This is a genomic window from Pseudomonas sp. P4_C4, from assembly GCF_056402055.1.
In genome coordinates, this window is record NZ_JBFUID010000015.1 from 1 (window position 1) to 12,604 (window position 12,604).

Consider the following 12,604-nt stretch of genomic DNA (forward strand, 5'->3'; position numbering starts at 1 on the left):
CGATAGCAATCTGCCCGACACATCAATGTTGAAAGTGCCGACGCTATCGCGAGCAGGCTCACTCCTACAAGGGATTTGGGTGGCGCACAAAAAACCCGGCCGAAGCCGGGTTTTGCTTTAACCGATCACTGCATCCAGGGCGGAGGCGGTTCTTCGGTCTTGCCCGGCGGCGCATCGTCCGCCGCGCGTACGGCTTGCTTGCGCTCTTCATCCAGGCGCGCGGCCTCGATCTCGCGCATGATTCCGCCCACGTCGGCCAGCTCTTCCGTGTCGGCGAACTCGCCGGTCAGGACACTGGCCGGGTGCAAGGTGCCAGCTTCGTACAAGGCCCACATTTCCTTGGCGTACTTGGTCTTCTTCAACTCCGGCGCAAACCGCCCGAAGTAGGACGCCATGTTGCCCACATCGCGCTCCAGCATGCTGAACGCGTGGTTGTTGCCCGCCGCATCCACTGCTTGCGGCAGGTCGATGATCACCGGGCCGGTCGGCGTCAGCAGCACGTTGAACTCGGACAAGTCGCCGTGCACCAGACCGGTACACAGCATCAGCACGATCTGGGAAATCAGATACGCGTGATACTCGCGGGCCTGGTCCGGCTCCAGCACCACATCGTTCAGACGCGGCGCGGCATCGCCGTATTCGTCGGCCACCAGCTCCATCAGCAGTACGCCTTCGAGGAAGTCGTACGGCTTGGGCACCCGCACACCGGCATTGGCCAGGCGGAACAGCGCCGCCACTTCGGCGTTCTGCCAAGCGTCTTCGGTTTCCTTGCGGCCAAACTTCGAGCCCTTGGCCATCGCACGGGCCTGACGGCTGTTGCGCACCTTGCGGCCTTCCTGGTATTCGGCCGCCTGACGGAAACTGCGTTTATTCGCCTCCTTGTAGACCTTCGCGCAACGTAACTGGTTACCGCAGCGCACCACATAAACAGCTGCTTCTTTACCACTCATGAGTGGGCGCAGCACCTCGTCGACCAGACCGTCCTCGATCAGGGGTTCAATGCGTTTTGGAGTCTTCATCAGCTTTTATTGTGGGTCCTTTATTACCAAACACGCGAAAGTCATTCGTTATACGGCAATCCACCCACGGGGGGGAGGGGTTACCGACTTATGAGTATTGCACAAGCGCACAATGTGCCGATTTCATCAGGAAAAACCGACGACCGTCACGGCTCGCTCCAGATCATAGCCGAGCCTGCGTCACTTGTTGTGCAAGGGTATTGAGGGCAATAGCGACAGGAGCTGACATCACAACTCACACCTTCCGTAGGATTTTTCCCATCGGGCCTCAATTTCCTCCGACTACAGCCGAAGTCCTTAGTGACAAAGTGATTTGTCCGACAATCGCTCCCCCAATAATGGCGATGCCGCACTCAAGGACCCGGGTTGACCAAGAACGTTTACGCCTGCCAATAAACCGCGAGTCATCTGCACTGCGTGGGCCTATAAGAAAATCTGGAGCGCGGATGAACATCAAACAGAAGTTGACCTGGGCGTTTGCAATCATCGCCTGCCTGCCCGTGGTGCTGGTCGCCACCCTCGTTGTGCTGAACCTGCGCAGTGATGCCAGGGACGAATTCGTCGACGGCAGTGCCCGCGAGATTCGTCAGGTCAGCAACGCCATGCAATTGTTCTTTGACGGCATCAGCCAGAACGTCGATTACCTGGCCAAGCAGCCGCTGATCCGAAACTCCGACGACAGCCTCAAGACTTACATGGCCGCCAACGCCGAGAGCGTCCCTCAGGGCGAGGCGGACAAGAAAGTCTTCACCCTGCTCCAGGACTTGGGCAACAGCCACCCGGCCTACGCCTACGCCATCCTCGGCACGGCGGCGGGCGGCTACGTGTCGTGGCCGGATGATCCGAAGTTGAACAATTACGACCCGCGCCAGCGCCCCTGGTACAAGGCGGCCCAGGCCAAACCGGGCAAGCCGTTGCGCACCGAGGCCTATTACTGGGCCCAGGACGACGCGACCTACGTCAGCACCGTGCGCACCATCGACAACAAACTGGGCACCAACGGCGGTGTGGTCAGCATCGACGTGACGCTCAAGCAGCTCACCGAAATCGTCAAGCAGATCAAGCTCGGTGAAACCGGCTACCTGATGCTGCTGGAAAACACCGGCATGGTCCTGGTGGATCCGAAACAACCGGAACACAACTTCAAACCGCTGAACAGCCTTGGCGACGGCTACGCGCAACTGGCCAAGGCCGGCAAGGGCCTGGTGGAAGTGGAGTTGAACGGCGAACACTACATGGCCAACGTCTGGCCGTCGGAGCAACTGGGCTGGACCTTCATCGGCCTGATCAAGCAGGACGACGTGATGAGTTCCGCGACCCAGTTGACCTGGTTGATCGCCATCATCGCCGCCGTCCTGGCCGTCATCTTCGCCATCGTCGGCGCCAGTTTTGCCAGCCTCATCGTGCGCCCGATCCGCAGCGTGGCCAGCGGCCTGGAAGGCATCGCCCAGGGCGAAGGCGACCTGACCCAGAACCTGCAAATCCGTGGCAACGACGAAACCGCGCAACTGGCCAACTGGTTCAACCAGTTTCTGACGGCGATTCGCAACCTGATCCAGAACATCGGCGGTGCGGCGGGCAAGATCCTCGACACATCGAAGAGCTCGACCCAGGTCTCCAGCGACATGGCCGAAGCCGCCGGACGCCAGCGTGAGGCAGTGGACATGGTCTCCACGGCGTTCCACGAAATGGTCGCCACCGCCAACGAAGTCGCGCGTTCTTGCAGTCAGGCGGCGGAGTCTGCCGACAGTGGCCAGCGCCAGGCGCGCGAAGGTCAGCAGCAGATCGATGCGGCGGTGAACAGCGTTGATCGCCTGAGCCAGGAAATCGAACAGTCGGCCCAGTCGATGCAACAGCTCGAACGCGACAGCAACGACATCCAGTCGATCCTGGGGACCATCCGCTCGATCGCTGAACAGACCAACCTGCTGGCGCTGAACGCCGCGATCGAAGCGGCCCGTGCCGGTGAACAGGGGCGCGGCTTTGCCGTGGTGGCTGACGAAGTGCGGGCCCTGGCCAAGCGCACGGCCGACTCCACCGCAGAAATCGACGGGCTGCTGGGCAACCTGKCCAAACGCACCAGCCAGGTGACCCAGCAGATGCACGCCAGCCTGGAAGTGTCCCAGCAATCGGTGACGCGCATCGGCGAGGCGCGCAACAGCTTCGGGCAGATTCGTGAGTCGGTGGACGTGATCCGCGACATGAACACCCAGATCGCCACGGCGGCGGAACAACAGCATCAAGTGGCCGAAGACATCAACCGGCACATCAGCCAGATCCATGGCGATGCGCAGTTGGTGGCAGAACTGGCCAACTCGGCGCGCCTGGATTCCCAGAGCCTGGCCGGGTTGTCGAATGAGCTGGACGGGTTGGTGCGCAGGTTCCGTACCTGACCAGCTGGCACACCATCACCCCCTGTGGGAGCGGGCTTGCCCGCGATGGCGGTATATCAGTCAACATAGATGTTGAAGCTGATGGCCTCTTCGCGAGCAAGCTCGCTCCCACAGTTGTTCTGTGTTCAGCGTTCGATAATGGCGGTCACGCCCTGCCCGCCCGCAGCACAAATCGAAATCAGTCCCCGCCCCTTGCCCGCCACATCCAGCAACTTCGCCAGATTGGCGACGATGCGTCCGCCCGTAGCCGCAAACGGATGCCCCGCCGCCAGCGAACTGCCCTTGACGTTGAGCTTGCTGCGGTCGATCGAGCCCAGCGCCGCATCGAGACCAAGACGGGTTTTGCAATACTGCGGATCTTCCCAGGCCTTCAATGTGCACAGCACTTGCGCGGCGAAGGCTTCGTGGATTTCGTAGTAGTCGAAATCCTGCAAGGTCAGGCCATTGCGCGCTAGCAAACGTGGCACGGCGTAGACCGGCGCCATCAACAACCCTTCGGCACCGTTGACGAAATCCACCGCCGCCGCTTCGCCGTCGCGCCAGTAGGCAAGAATCGGTAACCCGCGTGCCTTGGCCCATTCCTCACTGCCCAGCAGCACCAGTGACGCGCCATCGGTCAGCGGCGTGGAGTTGCCTGCGGTCAGGGTGCCCTTGGCGCTTTTCTCATAGGCTGGTTTGAGCGCGGCGAGCTTTTCCAGCGTGGAGTCCGGGCGCAGGTTGTTATCGCGAGTGAGGCCCATAAATGGCGTCATCAGGTCGTTGTGCCAGCCCTCGGCGTAGGACGCGGCCAGTTTCTGATGGCTCTCGAGCGCCAATTGATCCTGTGCCTGGCGAGGGATGTTCCAGGTCTGGGCCATCAGCTCGCAATGCTGGCCCATGGACAACCCGGTGCGCGGCTCGCCATTGCGCGGGAATTCGGGGATCAGATGCTTGGGACGCAACTGCAGGAAGGTTTTCAGTTTGTCGCCGGTGGTTTTCGAGCGGTTGGCTTGCAGGAGGATTTTGCGCAGGCCCTCACTGACACTGATCGGCGCATCCGAGGTGGTGTCCACGCCACCGGCAATGCCGCAGTCGATCTGGCCCAGGGCAATCTTGTTCGCCACCAGCAACGCCGCTTCCAGCCCGGTGCCGCACGCCTGCTGGATGTCATAGGCCGGAGTGGCCGGCGACAGTCGCGAACCGAGTACGCACTCGCGTGTGAGGTTCATGTCCCGCGACAACTTGAGCACGGCCCCGGCGACCACTTCGCCGATGCGTTGGCCGTGCAGGTTGTAACGTTCGATCAGGCCTTCGAGGGCGGCGGTGAGCATCACCTGATTACTGGCCGTGGCGTAGGGGCCATTGGAGCGGGCGAAGGGAATCCGGTTACCGCCGATGATCGCGACGCGACGCAGTTGGGTCATGAAATGCTCCTGATGAAATAGCCAAAATTGAAACTACCCCCTGTAGGAGCTGCCGAAGGCTGCGATCTTTTGATCTTGATTTTTGTCTGATCGCTATATCGACTTCGCCAATTCGTCCATCGGCCATCGCCTGCTCGGCGCCCTGGGGCTGCCGGCGCCGACCAGGCTGGAGCGCTGGCAAGCAGGCCGACTGCGGCCCGTGGAAGGTGCGTTGTTGATCGGCGGCGGGCCGTTGGCGGAACACGTCAGCGCCTTCGCCAACCGCCTGACCGACGTGATCTACAGCTACGGCACCGAGCCTTCGATGGCCACGGCCTGGATTCCCGGCCATGGACCGAAACTCAAGGCTGTGGTGTTCGATGCCAGTGACCTGCTGCACACCGACCAGCTCAAGCAACTGCGCGAGTTCTTCCAGCCGCTGATGAAGAACCTCGATCACTGCGCGCACCTGGTGATTCTCGGGCGCGATCCACAAAGCCTGCGCGACCCGTTCGCCGCCAGTGTGCAGCGTGCCCTGGAAGGTTTCAGCCGTTCCCTCGCCAAGGAGTTGCGCAGCGGCGGTACCCTGCAATTGATCTACGTCGACGAAGGTGCCGAGGCGCAACTGGAAGGCCCGCTGCGGTTTTTCCTCTCACCGAAAAGCGCCTTCGTGTCCGGGCAGGTCATTCGCTTGAATGCGTGCTCAACGCCAGTCACCGACTGGACACGCCCGCTCGCCGGGCCCAAGGCACTGGTCACCGGCGCAGCACGCGGTATCGGTGCCGCCATCGCGGAAACCCTGGCCCGTGATGGTGCCGACGTCATCCTGCTCGACGTGCCCCCGGCCAAAACCGATCTCGAAGCCCTCGCCGCACGCCTCGGTGGGCGCAGCATTACCCTCGACATCTGCGCCGAAGACGCCGCCGCGCAGTTGATCGAACAGTTGCCCGACGGCCTTGACATCGTGGTGCACAACGCCGGCATCACTCGTGACAAAACCCTGGCCAACATGACCCCCGAATACTGGGACGCCGTGCTGGCGGTCAACCTCAATGCGCCGCAAGTGCTGACCAAAGCCCTGCTCGACAGCGGCACCCTGCACGACAACGGCCGGGTGATACTGCTGGCGTCCATCAGCGGCATCGCCGGCAATCGCGGGCAAACCAATTACGCCGCGAGCAAGGCCGGGCTCATTGGCCTGGCGCAAGCCTGGGCGCCACTGCTCCACGAGCGCGGCATCAGCATCAACGCCGTGGCGCCGGGCTTCATCGAAACGCAGATGACCGCGCACATTCCCTTCGGCCTGCGCGAAGCCGGACGGCGCATGAGTTCGCTTGGCCAAGGCGGCTTGCCACAAGACGTCGCCGAAGCCGTGGCCTGGCTCGCGCAACCGGGCACCGGCGCGTTTACCGGGCAAGCGTTGCGCGTGTGTGGGCAAAGCGCTCTGGGGGCTTAAGGATGATCACCGACTGGCACACACTCAACCGCGAACCCAGCTTGCCGGGGTTGTACGCACGAGCGGCGACACGGCGCAAAATCACCGGCACCACCCTGCCCGATTCGGGCTTGCGTTGCTGGGTCGAAGTCGATCCCAAGCGCCTGTCGGCCTATCGCAAGGTCTGTGGTTTCGCCGACAACGGCCTGCTACCGCCGACCTACCCGCACATCCTCGGGTTTGCCTTGCAGATGCAGTTGCTCACGGCCAGGGACTTCCCGTTCCCGCTGCTGGGCCTGATACACCTGAGCAATCGCATTCGTGTGCTGCGCCCAATGGGCGGGGTGAATCGGGTGCGCGTCAGCGTGCAAGTGCAGAACCTGCAACCCCACGCCAAAGGCGCGACGTTCGATTTGTTGACCAGCCTCGACGATCAGTTGGGGCCGTTGTGGGAAGCAGAAAGCCGGATGCTCTGTCGCGGCGTCAAACTCGAGGGTGAACCGCTCGAAGAGAACCTGGAATCGAGCCTGGCCCTGAGCGAAGTCGAGCACTGGAGAGCGCCCTCGGACATCGGCCGGCAATACGCCAAGGTGTCCGGCGACTACAACCCGATTCACCTCAGCGCGGCCAGCGCCCGGCTCTTCGGTTTCCCGACCGCCATCGCCCATGGCCTATGGAACAAGGCGCGCACGCTAGCTGCGCTGGCCGGGCACCTGCCGACAGCGAATGTCGAGATCGCAGTGCAGTTCAAGAAGCCGGTACGGTTACCCGGTGAGGTGACGTTGCTGGCCAGTGCGCCGGGACCGAGCGGGGATCTGCAATTGGTGGGTGCCGGGGATCTGGAGCATATGGTCGGGCACTGGCGGCCGGTTGCCTGATCCTGATAAAGCCGATGTCTGTGGCGAGGGCGCTTGGCTCCCTCGCCACAAAAGCTGCGTGGTCAGTCTTGCGGATCGAGATTGTCCAACGCCCGGTTCACCGCCAGCTCACCCAGCATGATCACCTGCGCAATCCCCAGCATCGTATTGCGCTGCGAGCCTTCCAGAAACCCCGCGAAATCACTCGCCATCACACTCGCCGACGCCAGTGATTCACAAGCGTGGGCCAGCAGGGTTTCGGTGTCGATGTGCGGGGCAATGACGAACATCGTGCTGGGCTTGTGGGTGACAGGTTGCCTGGGTGGATTGAGGTAGTGGTCGAGGGCGCGGTCGGCGGCTTCGGGGGGATTTGGGGTGGGTTTGATCATGGTGAAGCTCCAAGTATGAGATGGAGCTGCCACTGATCGCCGCGACAGCAATCAAGGGTGGCAGCTGTACGCGGGGTCGCGGACCGAGCTACTTGGAAACCCGGCATACCCGAAGGTATCCCGCGCACAGCCACCATTACATCAAACGACAAGCACCGAAGCGCTCCGGTTTGGGCCGGTGGATTATGCACCAAGTAGACTTAACAGGCCGCGACAGCCCGATCACTGAATTTGCAGTGACGGACAAAGGCTAGAGATCGCACTTCCGACGGACAACCTGAAAAACATGTCGGAGGTTTCCTCGGGACTTGAGGAAAACTACACCGGATTGGTCGGCTGCCAGGCCGCCATCGCGAGCAAGCCCGCTCCCACAAAAAAGCAAAGGCAGATCGGCGCACACCCGCTGCTCCTCACCACTCATCAGGCCGAGCATTAGCTCGCCTGCAGCTTTTGATCTTGATCCACCCGCCCCCTCGGGAGGCTGAGTGGAGGTGTTCATCCGGGGATTGGCGCGCAGCGCCGTTCGACGTAGTCGAACTCATTGCATGTAGGTCGAAGCGAAGCCGACCGGAGGGCAATGCCCCCGGATGAATACCGGAGCGAAGGAACGCCGAGCCTCAGCGAGGGGCCGTACGTAAGGGGCGAGACCTTTGGTTCCTTTGGGGCGTTTGCCAAAGGGACTCGCCGTAAGGGCGAAACCATAAGCCGCCGTTACCGCAGCAATGGATATGTACACCATCCAAAAAAACTCAGTGCCCCGTAACCCACTGCCGCACCCCGAAATTACTGGGCAACAAAGCCAACGCCAACTGCGTCCGAGGCCGGCTGATTCTAGGATGCGTGCGGTGGATAGTTGGCCAATATCCGCGTGACCGTTTGCCAGATGGCATCGCGACGATCCGTCGGGTTCGGCGTGCGACTGAGTATCTGTTCGTCACTGCCGCGCCACACCAGTTTGCCGTCCTTGCCATCGAGCAGGTCGATCTGGATGGTCGCCACTTTGTAGCTGACATTGCGGGTTTCGTTGTACATGGGGGCGCCGTAGTAGCCATACCAAGGGTTACCCCAGCCGCCGCCGTAATTGGTGGTCACCTGTTGTTGCCGCTCTTCGACAATCAGGTAGGTCTGCACATTCAAATCGCCCTTGGCGCCTACAGCGGCCGGACGCAGACCGCGCTGATCCAGTTGATCGGCAACCGCCTGACGGACGCGCTGTTCGGTCAGGTCGCTCTTGATTCGAGGATCATCGGGACGGTATTGCAGGGCGGGTTCTTTCCAGGTCCAGCTGCGATAGGCAGCAAAGTCGCGGCTGGCGTCGAAGTCATGATTGACCTGGTTGGCGGCGCAGGCACTGAGCAGCGCGGCCACTGCCAGTAAAACAAAACGGCGGAACATGATGATTCTCCGGTTGAAGACATGATCCTGTGGAATGCTTCTTATCTACAAGAAGCTAACTAGGAGGATACGCCGACATTGCCTTTTCCACAGCCTCCCGTATGGCATCGGCGCGCTCGCTTTCGCTGCCCCGGTTGCCGGTTTCAGCGCTGGAGCTCCACACCGGCTGACCGCTTTTGGCGTCAAACATGTCCACCTGCACGACCACGACCTGTTCCCGATAGGTACGGATGATCGGCACGGAGGCGTATCCGCCATATCCAGGGCCGTAGCCGTTGTAGCCGCCATAACCGCCGCCGTAATAGTCGTCCTGAACCTGACGCAGGCGGGTTTCCAGGCGCATGTTGGCGCTGACAAACAGGTCGGCCGGGCGATTGTCGTGCAACGGGCGCAAGCCGCGTTGATCCAGCGCATTGCTGACCGCTTCGGCGACCTGCGCCGAGTCGGCCCAGGCGGTGCCCGGTGGCAGATGGCCGTTGAGCCAGGCCCAACTGCGATAACGCCCATAGTCACGCGGCGCTGCCGGGTAGGCGCTGCGATCGAACGTATTGGCAGCCTGGGGCGGCGCCGGTGGCAAAGGGTTTGAGGTAGCTACATATGGGTTGCTGCCCTGACAGGCAGCCAGCCCCAGGCAGAACACCAGTACACCTGAATGATTTTTCATTTCGTGCTCCGATCAGACAGGCCGACAGATCCAGTGCAAGTAACGCCCAAGCCCGGCAAAGCTTGGATGACGGCGATGGGCCAGTTCCATTTCGAGCAGGTCCACCAGTTCGGCACGGGCCTGGAATTCCACCGGCATGTAATCGTGAAAAACTCGCACGCCACTCTGTATTTCGACCTTCCACAGGCCTTCAAGTTGCGCCGCCAGCTCGCGCGGATCAAGGGGCTGCTGCGGGGTCAGGCTCTGCTTTTCACCGGCCATGTCGTTCTTGCGCATCTTGCGGAAATGGCCTTTGAGCAAGTTGCGATAAATCAGCGCATCGCGGTTGTAGAACGCCAGGGACAGCCAGCCATCCGCCTTGGTCAGTTGATGCAGCACCGGCAGGATGGCGTGGGGCTCGGCCAGCCATTCCAGCACCGCATGGCACAGCACCAGATCGTAAGGTTCGGTGAGCTGCCCGAGCAGTTCCTGCCAGGGTGCCTGAATGAATGTGGCGCTCTGCCCGGCTTCGGCAAAACGCTGGCGGGCGCCTTCGAGCATCGGTTCGGCAGGCTCGGCGAGGGTCACCTGATGGCCGCGCTCGGCCAGCCACAACGACATATGGCCAAGGCCGGCGCCGATGTCCAGAACGCGCAGCGGCCGGTCGGGCAAGGTTTCGGCCAGATCGGCCTGCAACACCGCCAGACGGATCGCACCTTTGGCACCGCCGTAGATTTTTTCGGCGAAACGGGTCGCCAGTTGATCGAAATGACGGTCGCTCATCAGTTGAACCTCCGTTCGCTGTCCGCCAGTTTGCTGCGCACCACGGCATCCATGTCCAGGCCCAGCTCACTGCACAACAGCAACAGATAAAGCACAATGTCACCGACTTCCTGCCCGGCGTGGGCGAGTTTGTCCGCCGGCAACTGGCGTGACTGGTCTTCGGTCAGCCACTGGAAAATTTCCACCAGCTCGGACATTTCCACGCTCGCGGCCATGGCCAGGTTCTTCGGGCTGTGAAATTGCCGCCAGTCATTGCGGTCACGGATGGCGTGCAGGCGTTCGGTCAGTTCAACAAGGTTCATCGGGCTCTCCTGAAGGCGTATAGCTTCGGGGGGATCACAGGTGAAGGCAAGGGGCAGAAGATACATGCTCATCTGTGCAACCCTCTATGCTTGTGGGAACTCGGCAGCATGATCGACAGCCCAAGACTCAATTCTCTTTAATCAGGACGTTCACTCCATGCAGGTAGAAGGTTTTTCCGAATGGCTCGGCCAGGTACTCGGCTCGATCATCCGCTTCATCGTTGATGGCCTCAGTGGGCTGTTCAATCTGTTGAGCAACGCCAGCAGCAACTTTGTCGAAGGCTTGTCCCAAGCGCTGGGCATGGATACCTCGGTCGTCAGCATCGTGACCCTGATCCTCGGGCTGCTACTGCTGTGGTCGGCGATCCGCGCCTTTCTCAATGCGTCGTTCATCATGGGGATTATCTGGTTGGTGCTGGGGCTTTGGTTGCTCAGCTGGATCATCCACTGACACCACTGACACCACTGAACACCTGTGGGAGCGAGCTTGCTCGCGATGGCGGCGGCACATCAAAAATTGATTCAACTGAAAGACCGCTATCGCGAGCAAGCTCGCTCCCACATTGGATCTCTGGTGTTTTATGGATTGAGCTCACTTAGCCAACCCGTTTTCACCGCTACAATGCCCGCTCCCCCAAGGAGCCTGCATGTCCAACCTGACCGCCGACTGGCGCGACCGCCCTACCCATCGCCGGGTCTGGGCACTCGCCGCGCCGATGATTCTTTCGAACATTTCCGTACCGCTGGTGGCACTGGTCGACAGCACCGTCATCGGCCACCTGCCCCATGCCCATCAACTTGGCGCCGTCGCGGTCGGGGCCAGCCTGTACACCTTCCTCGCCTGGGCCATGGGCTTTCTGCGCATGGGCTCCACCGGGTTCGCCGCCCAGGCGGCAGGGCGCGGGGATGGCGCGGCCTTGCGGCAGATTCTGTTGCAAGGCCTGCTGCTCGCCATCGGCCTGGCCGTGGTGTTGGGTGCGGTGGGCGTGCCATTGAGCGCGATCGCATTGCACTTCATGCAACCGTCGGCTGAGCTCGATCAACTGACCCGCGAGTTCTTCCACACCCGCCTGTTCGGCCTGCCGGCGGCGCTCGCCAGTTATGCACTGGTCGGCTGGTTTCTCGGCACCCAGAATGCCCGGGCGCCGCTGGCGATTTTGCTGACCACCAACCTGGTCAACATTGCCCTGAACCTGTGGTTCGTCCTCGGCCTGGAATGGGGCGTGGTCGGTGCGGCCAGGGCCTCGGTGATTGCCGAATGGACCGGTGCACTGATCGGTTTGCTGATGACTCGCAAAGCCCTGCGCGCCTACCCCGGGCCTATCGTTTGGGCGGCATTGGCGCTGTGGCAGAGTTGGCGGCCATTGCTGGCGGTCAACCGTGACATCTTCATCCGCAGCCTGGCGCTGCAATCGGTGTTCTTCCTGATCACGGTGCAAGGCACGCGGCTGGGCGACGCCACGGTCGCCGCCAACGCTCTTTTGCTCAATGGCCTGCTGCTGACCGCCCACGCCCTCGATGGCCTGGCCCACGCCGTCGAAGCCCTGTGCGGACATGCGCTTGGCGCCCGCGACCGCGATGCCCTGCGCCGTTCATTGGTGGTTGCTGGTGGCTGGTCGTTGCTGGCGAGCCTGGGGTTCGCCGCGCTGTTTCTGTTCGCCGGGCATCTATTCATCGAAATGCAGACCAACATTCAGAGCGTACGCGACACCGCATTCATCTACCTGCCCTACCTCGCCGTGCTGCCGCTGATTGCCGTCTGGAGTTACCTGCTCGACGGTCTGTTCATCGGCGCCACCCGCGCCAGGGAAATGCGCAACGGCATGCTGCTGACCGTGGCGCTGGTGCTGCCTATCGGCTGGGCACTGCAAGGCGGGGGCAACCATGGCCTGTGGATAACCTTTTTGTTGTTCATGCTCCTGCGCAGTCTGACCCTTGGCGTGATTGCCTGGCGCCTGCGCCGTCACGATGGCTGGTTCGCTGGCAGCACTCACTGAACGGGGCGA

12 protein-coding genes and 1 pseudogene are annotated in these 12,604 nt (G+C 61.8%); 6 read left to right on the plus strand and 7 right to left on the minus strand.

Annotated elements, in window-relative coordinates; translation table 11 throughout:
- Positions 1-125 precede the first annotated feature (125 nt).
- On the minus strand, positions 126-1,019 hold the full coding sequence (locus AC1DXW_RS10240) for a PA4780 family RIO1-like protein kinase (protein ID WP_477756189.1): 894 nt from the start codon (positions 1,017-1,019) through the stop codon (positions 126-128).
- Positions 1,020-1,465: 446 nt separating this feature from the next.
- Between AC1DXW_RS10240 and AC1DXW_RS10245 the strand changes: the two are divergent.
- Both AC1DXW_RS10245 and AC1DXW_RS10250 read left to right on the plus strand, forming a co-directional pair.
- Positions 1,466-2,554, plus strand: a pseudogene (locus tag AC1DXW_RS10245) (cache domain-containing protein); the annotation flags it as partial.
- Between the two features lie 129 nt (positions 2,555-2,683).
- Positions 2,684-3,412, plus strand: coding sequence for a methyl-accepting chemotaxis protein (locus AC1DXW_RS10250; protein WP_477759999.1), 729 nt, complete (start codon positions 2,684-2,686; stop codon positions 3,410-3,412).
- A 125-nt stretch (positions 3,413-3,537) separates the two neighbouring features.
- Here the strand turns inward: AC1DXW_RS10250 and AC1DXW_RS10255 are convergent, their stop codons facing one another.
- Positions 3,538-4,815 (minus strand): acetyl-CoA C-acetyltransferase, encoded by a 1,278-nt coding sequence (locus AC1DXW_RS10255; RefSeq protein ID WP_477756188.1) that lies wholly within the window; start codon positions 4,813-4,815, stop codon positions 3,538-3,540.
- Between the two features lie 82 nt (positions 4,816-4,897).
- Between AC1DXW_RS10255 and AC1DXW_RS10260 the strand changes: the two genes are divergently transcribed.
- Positions 4,898-6,250: a 3-oxoacyl-ACP reductase gene (locus AC1DXW_RS10260; RefSeq protein ID WP_477759988.1), complete on the plus strand. Its 1,353-nt coding sequence runs from the start codon at positions 4,898-4,900 to the stop codon at positions 6,248-6,250.
- 2 nt (positions 6,251-6,252) lie between these two features.
- Entirely contained in the window at positions 6,253-7,107 is an 855-nt protein-coding gene (locus AC1DXW_RS10265) for a MaoC family dehydratase (RefSeq protein ID WP_477754453.1), read from the plus strand.
- A gap of 62 nt (positions 7,108-7,169) precedes the next feature.
- On the opposite strand, the gene AC1DXW_RS10270 is transcribed toward AC1DXW_RS10265, so the two are convergent.
- From AC1DXW_RS10270 to AC1DXW_RS10290, 5 genes are all read right to left on the minus strand, one after another.
- Positions 7,170-7,475, minus strand: coding sequence for a DUF6124 family protein (locus AC1DXW_RS10270; RefSeq protein WP_477754454.1), 306 nt, complete (start codon positions 7,473-7,475; stop codon positions 7,170-7,172).
- Between the two features lie 831 nt (positions 7,476-8,306).
- Positions 8,307-8,870, minus strand: coding sequence for a DUF4136 domain-containing protein (locus tag AC1DXW_RS10275; protein WP_477754455.1), 564 nt, complete (start codon positions 8,868-8,870; stop codon positions 8,307-8,309).
- Between the two features lie 55 nt (positions 8,871-8,925).
- Positions 8,926-9,534: a DUF4136 domain-containing protein gene (locus tag AC1DXW_RS10280; protein ID WP_477754456.1), complete on the minus strand. Its 609-nt coding sequence runs from the start codon at positions 9,532-9,534 to the stop codon at positions 8,926-8,928.
- A gap of 12 nt (positions 9,535-9,546) precedes the next feature.
- The gene (locus tag AC1DXW_RS10285) at positions 9,547-10,296 is read right to left on the minus strand and encodes a methyltransferase domain-containing protein (RefSeq protein WP_477754457.1); all 750 of its coding nucleotides are present in this window, start codon (positions 10,294-10,296) and stop codon (positions 9,547-9,549) included.
- Complete coding sequence (locus tag AC1DXW_RS10290; RefSeq protein ID WP_150813548.1) at positions 10,296-10,598, minus strand: MazG-like family protein; 303 nt, start codon at positions 10,596-10,598, stop codon at positions 10,296-10,298. Before AC1DXW_RS10290 ends, AC1DXW_RS10285 begins: the two co-directional genes overlap by 1 nt.
- A gap of 157 nt (positions 10,599-10,755) precedes the next feature.
- On the opposite strand from AC1DXW_RS10290, the gene AC1DXW_RS10295 reads away from it, so the two are divergent.
- Together AC1DXW_RS10295 and AC1DXW_RS10300 are read left to right on the plus strand one after the other, a co-directional pair.
- Positions 10,756-11,049, plus strand: coding sequence for a hypothetical protein (locus AC1DXW_RS10295; RefSeq protein ID WP_477754458.1), 294 nt, complete (start codon positions 10,756-10,758; stop codon positions 11,047-11,049).
- A 196-nt stretch (positions 11,050-11,245) separates the two neighbouring features.
- Positions 11,246-12,595 (plus strand): MATE family efflux transporter, encoded by a 1,350-nt coding sequence (locus AC1DXW_RS10300; RefSeq protein ID WP_477754459.1) that lies wholly within the window; start codon positions 11,246-11,248, stop codon positions 12,593-12,595.
- Positions 12,596-12,604 lie beyond the last annotated feature (9 nt).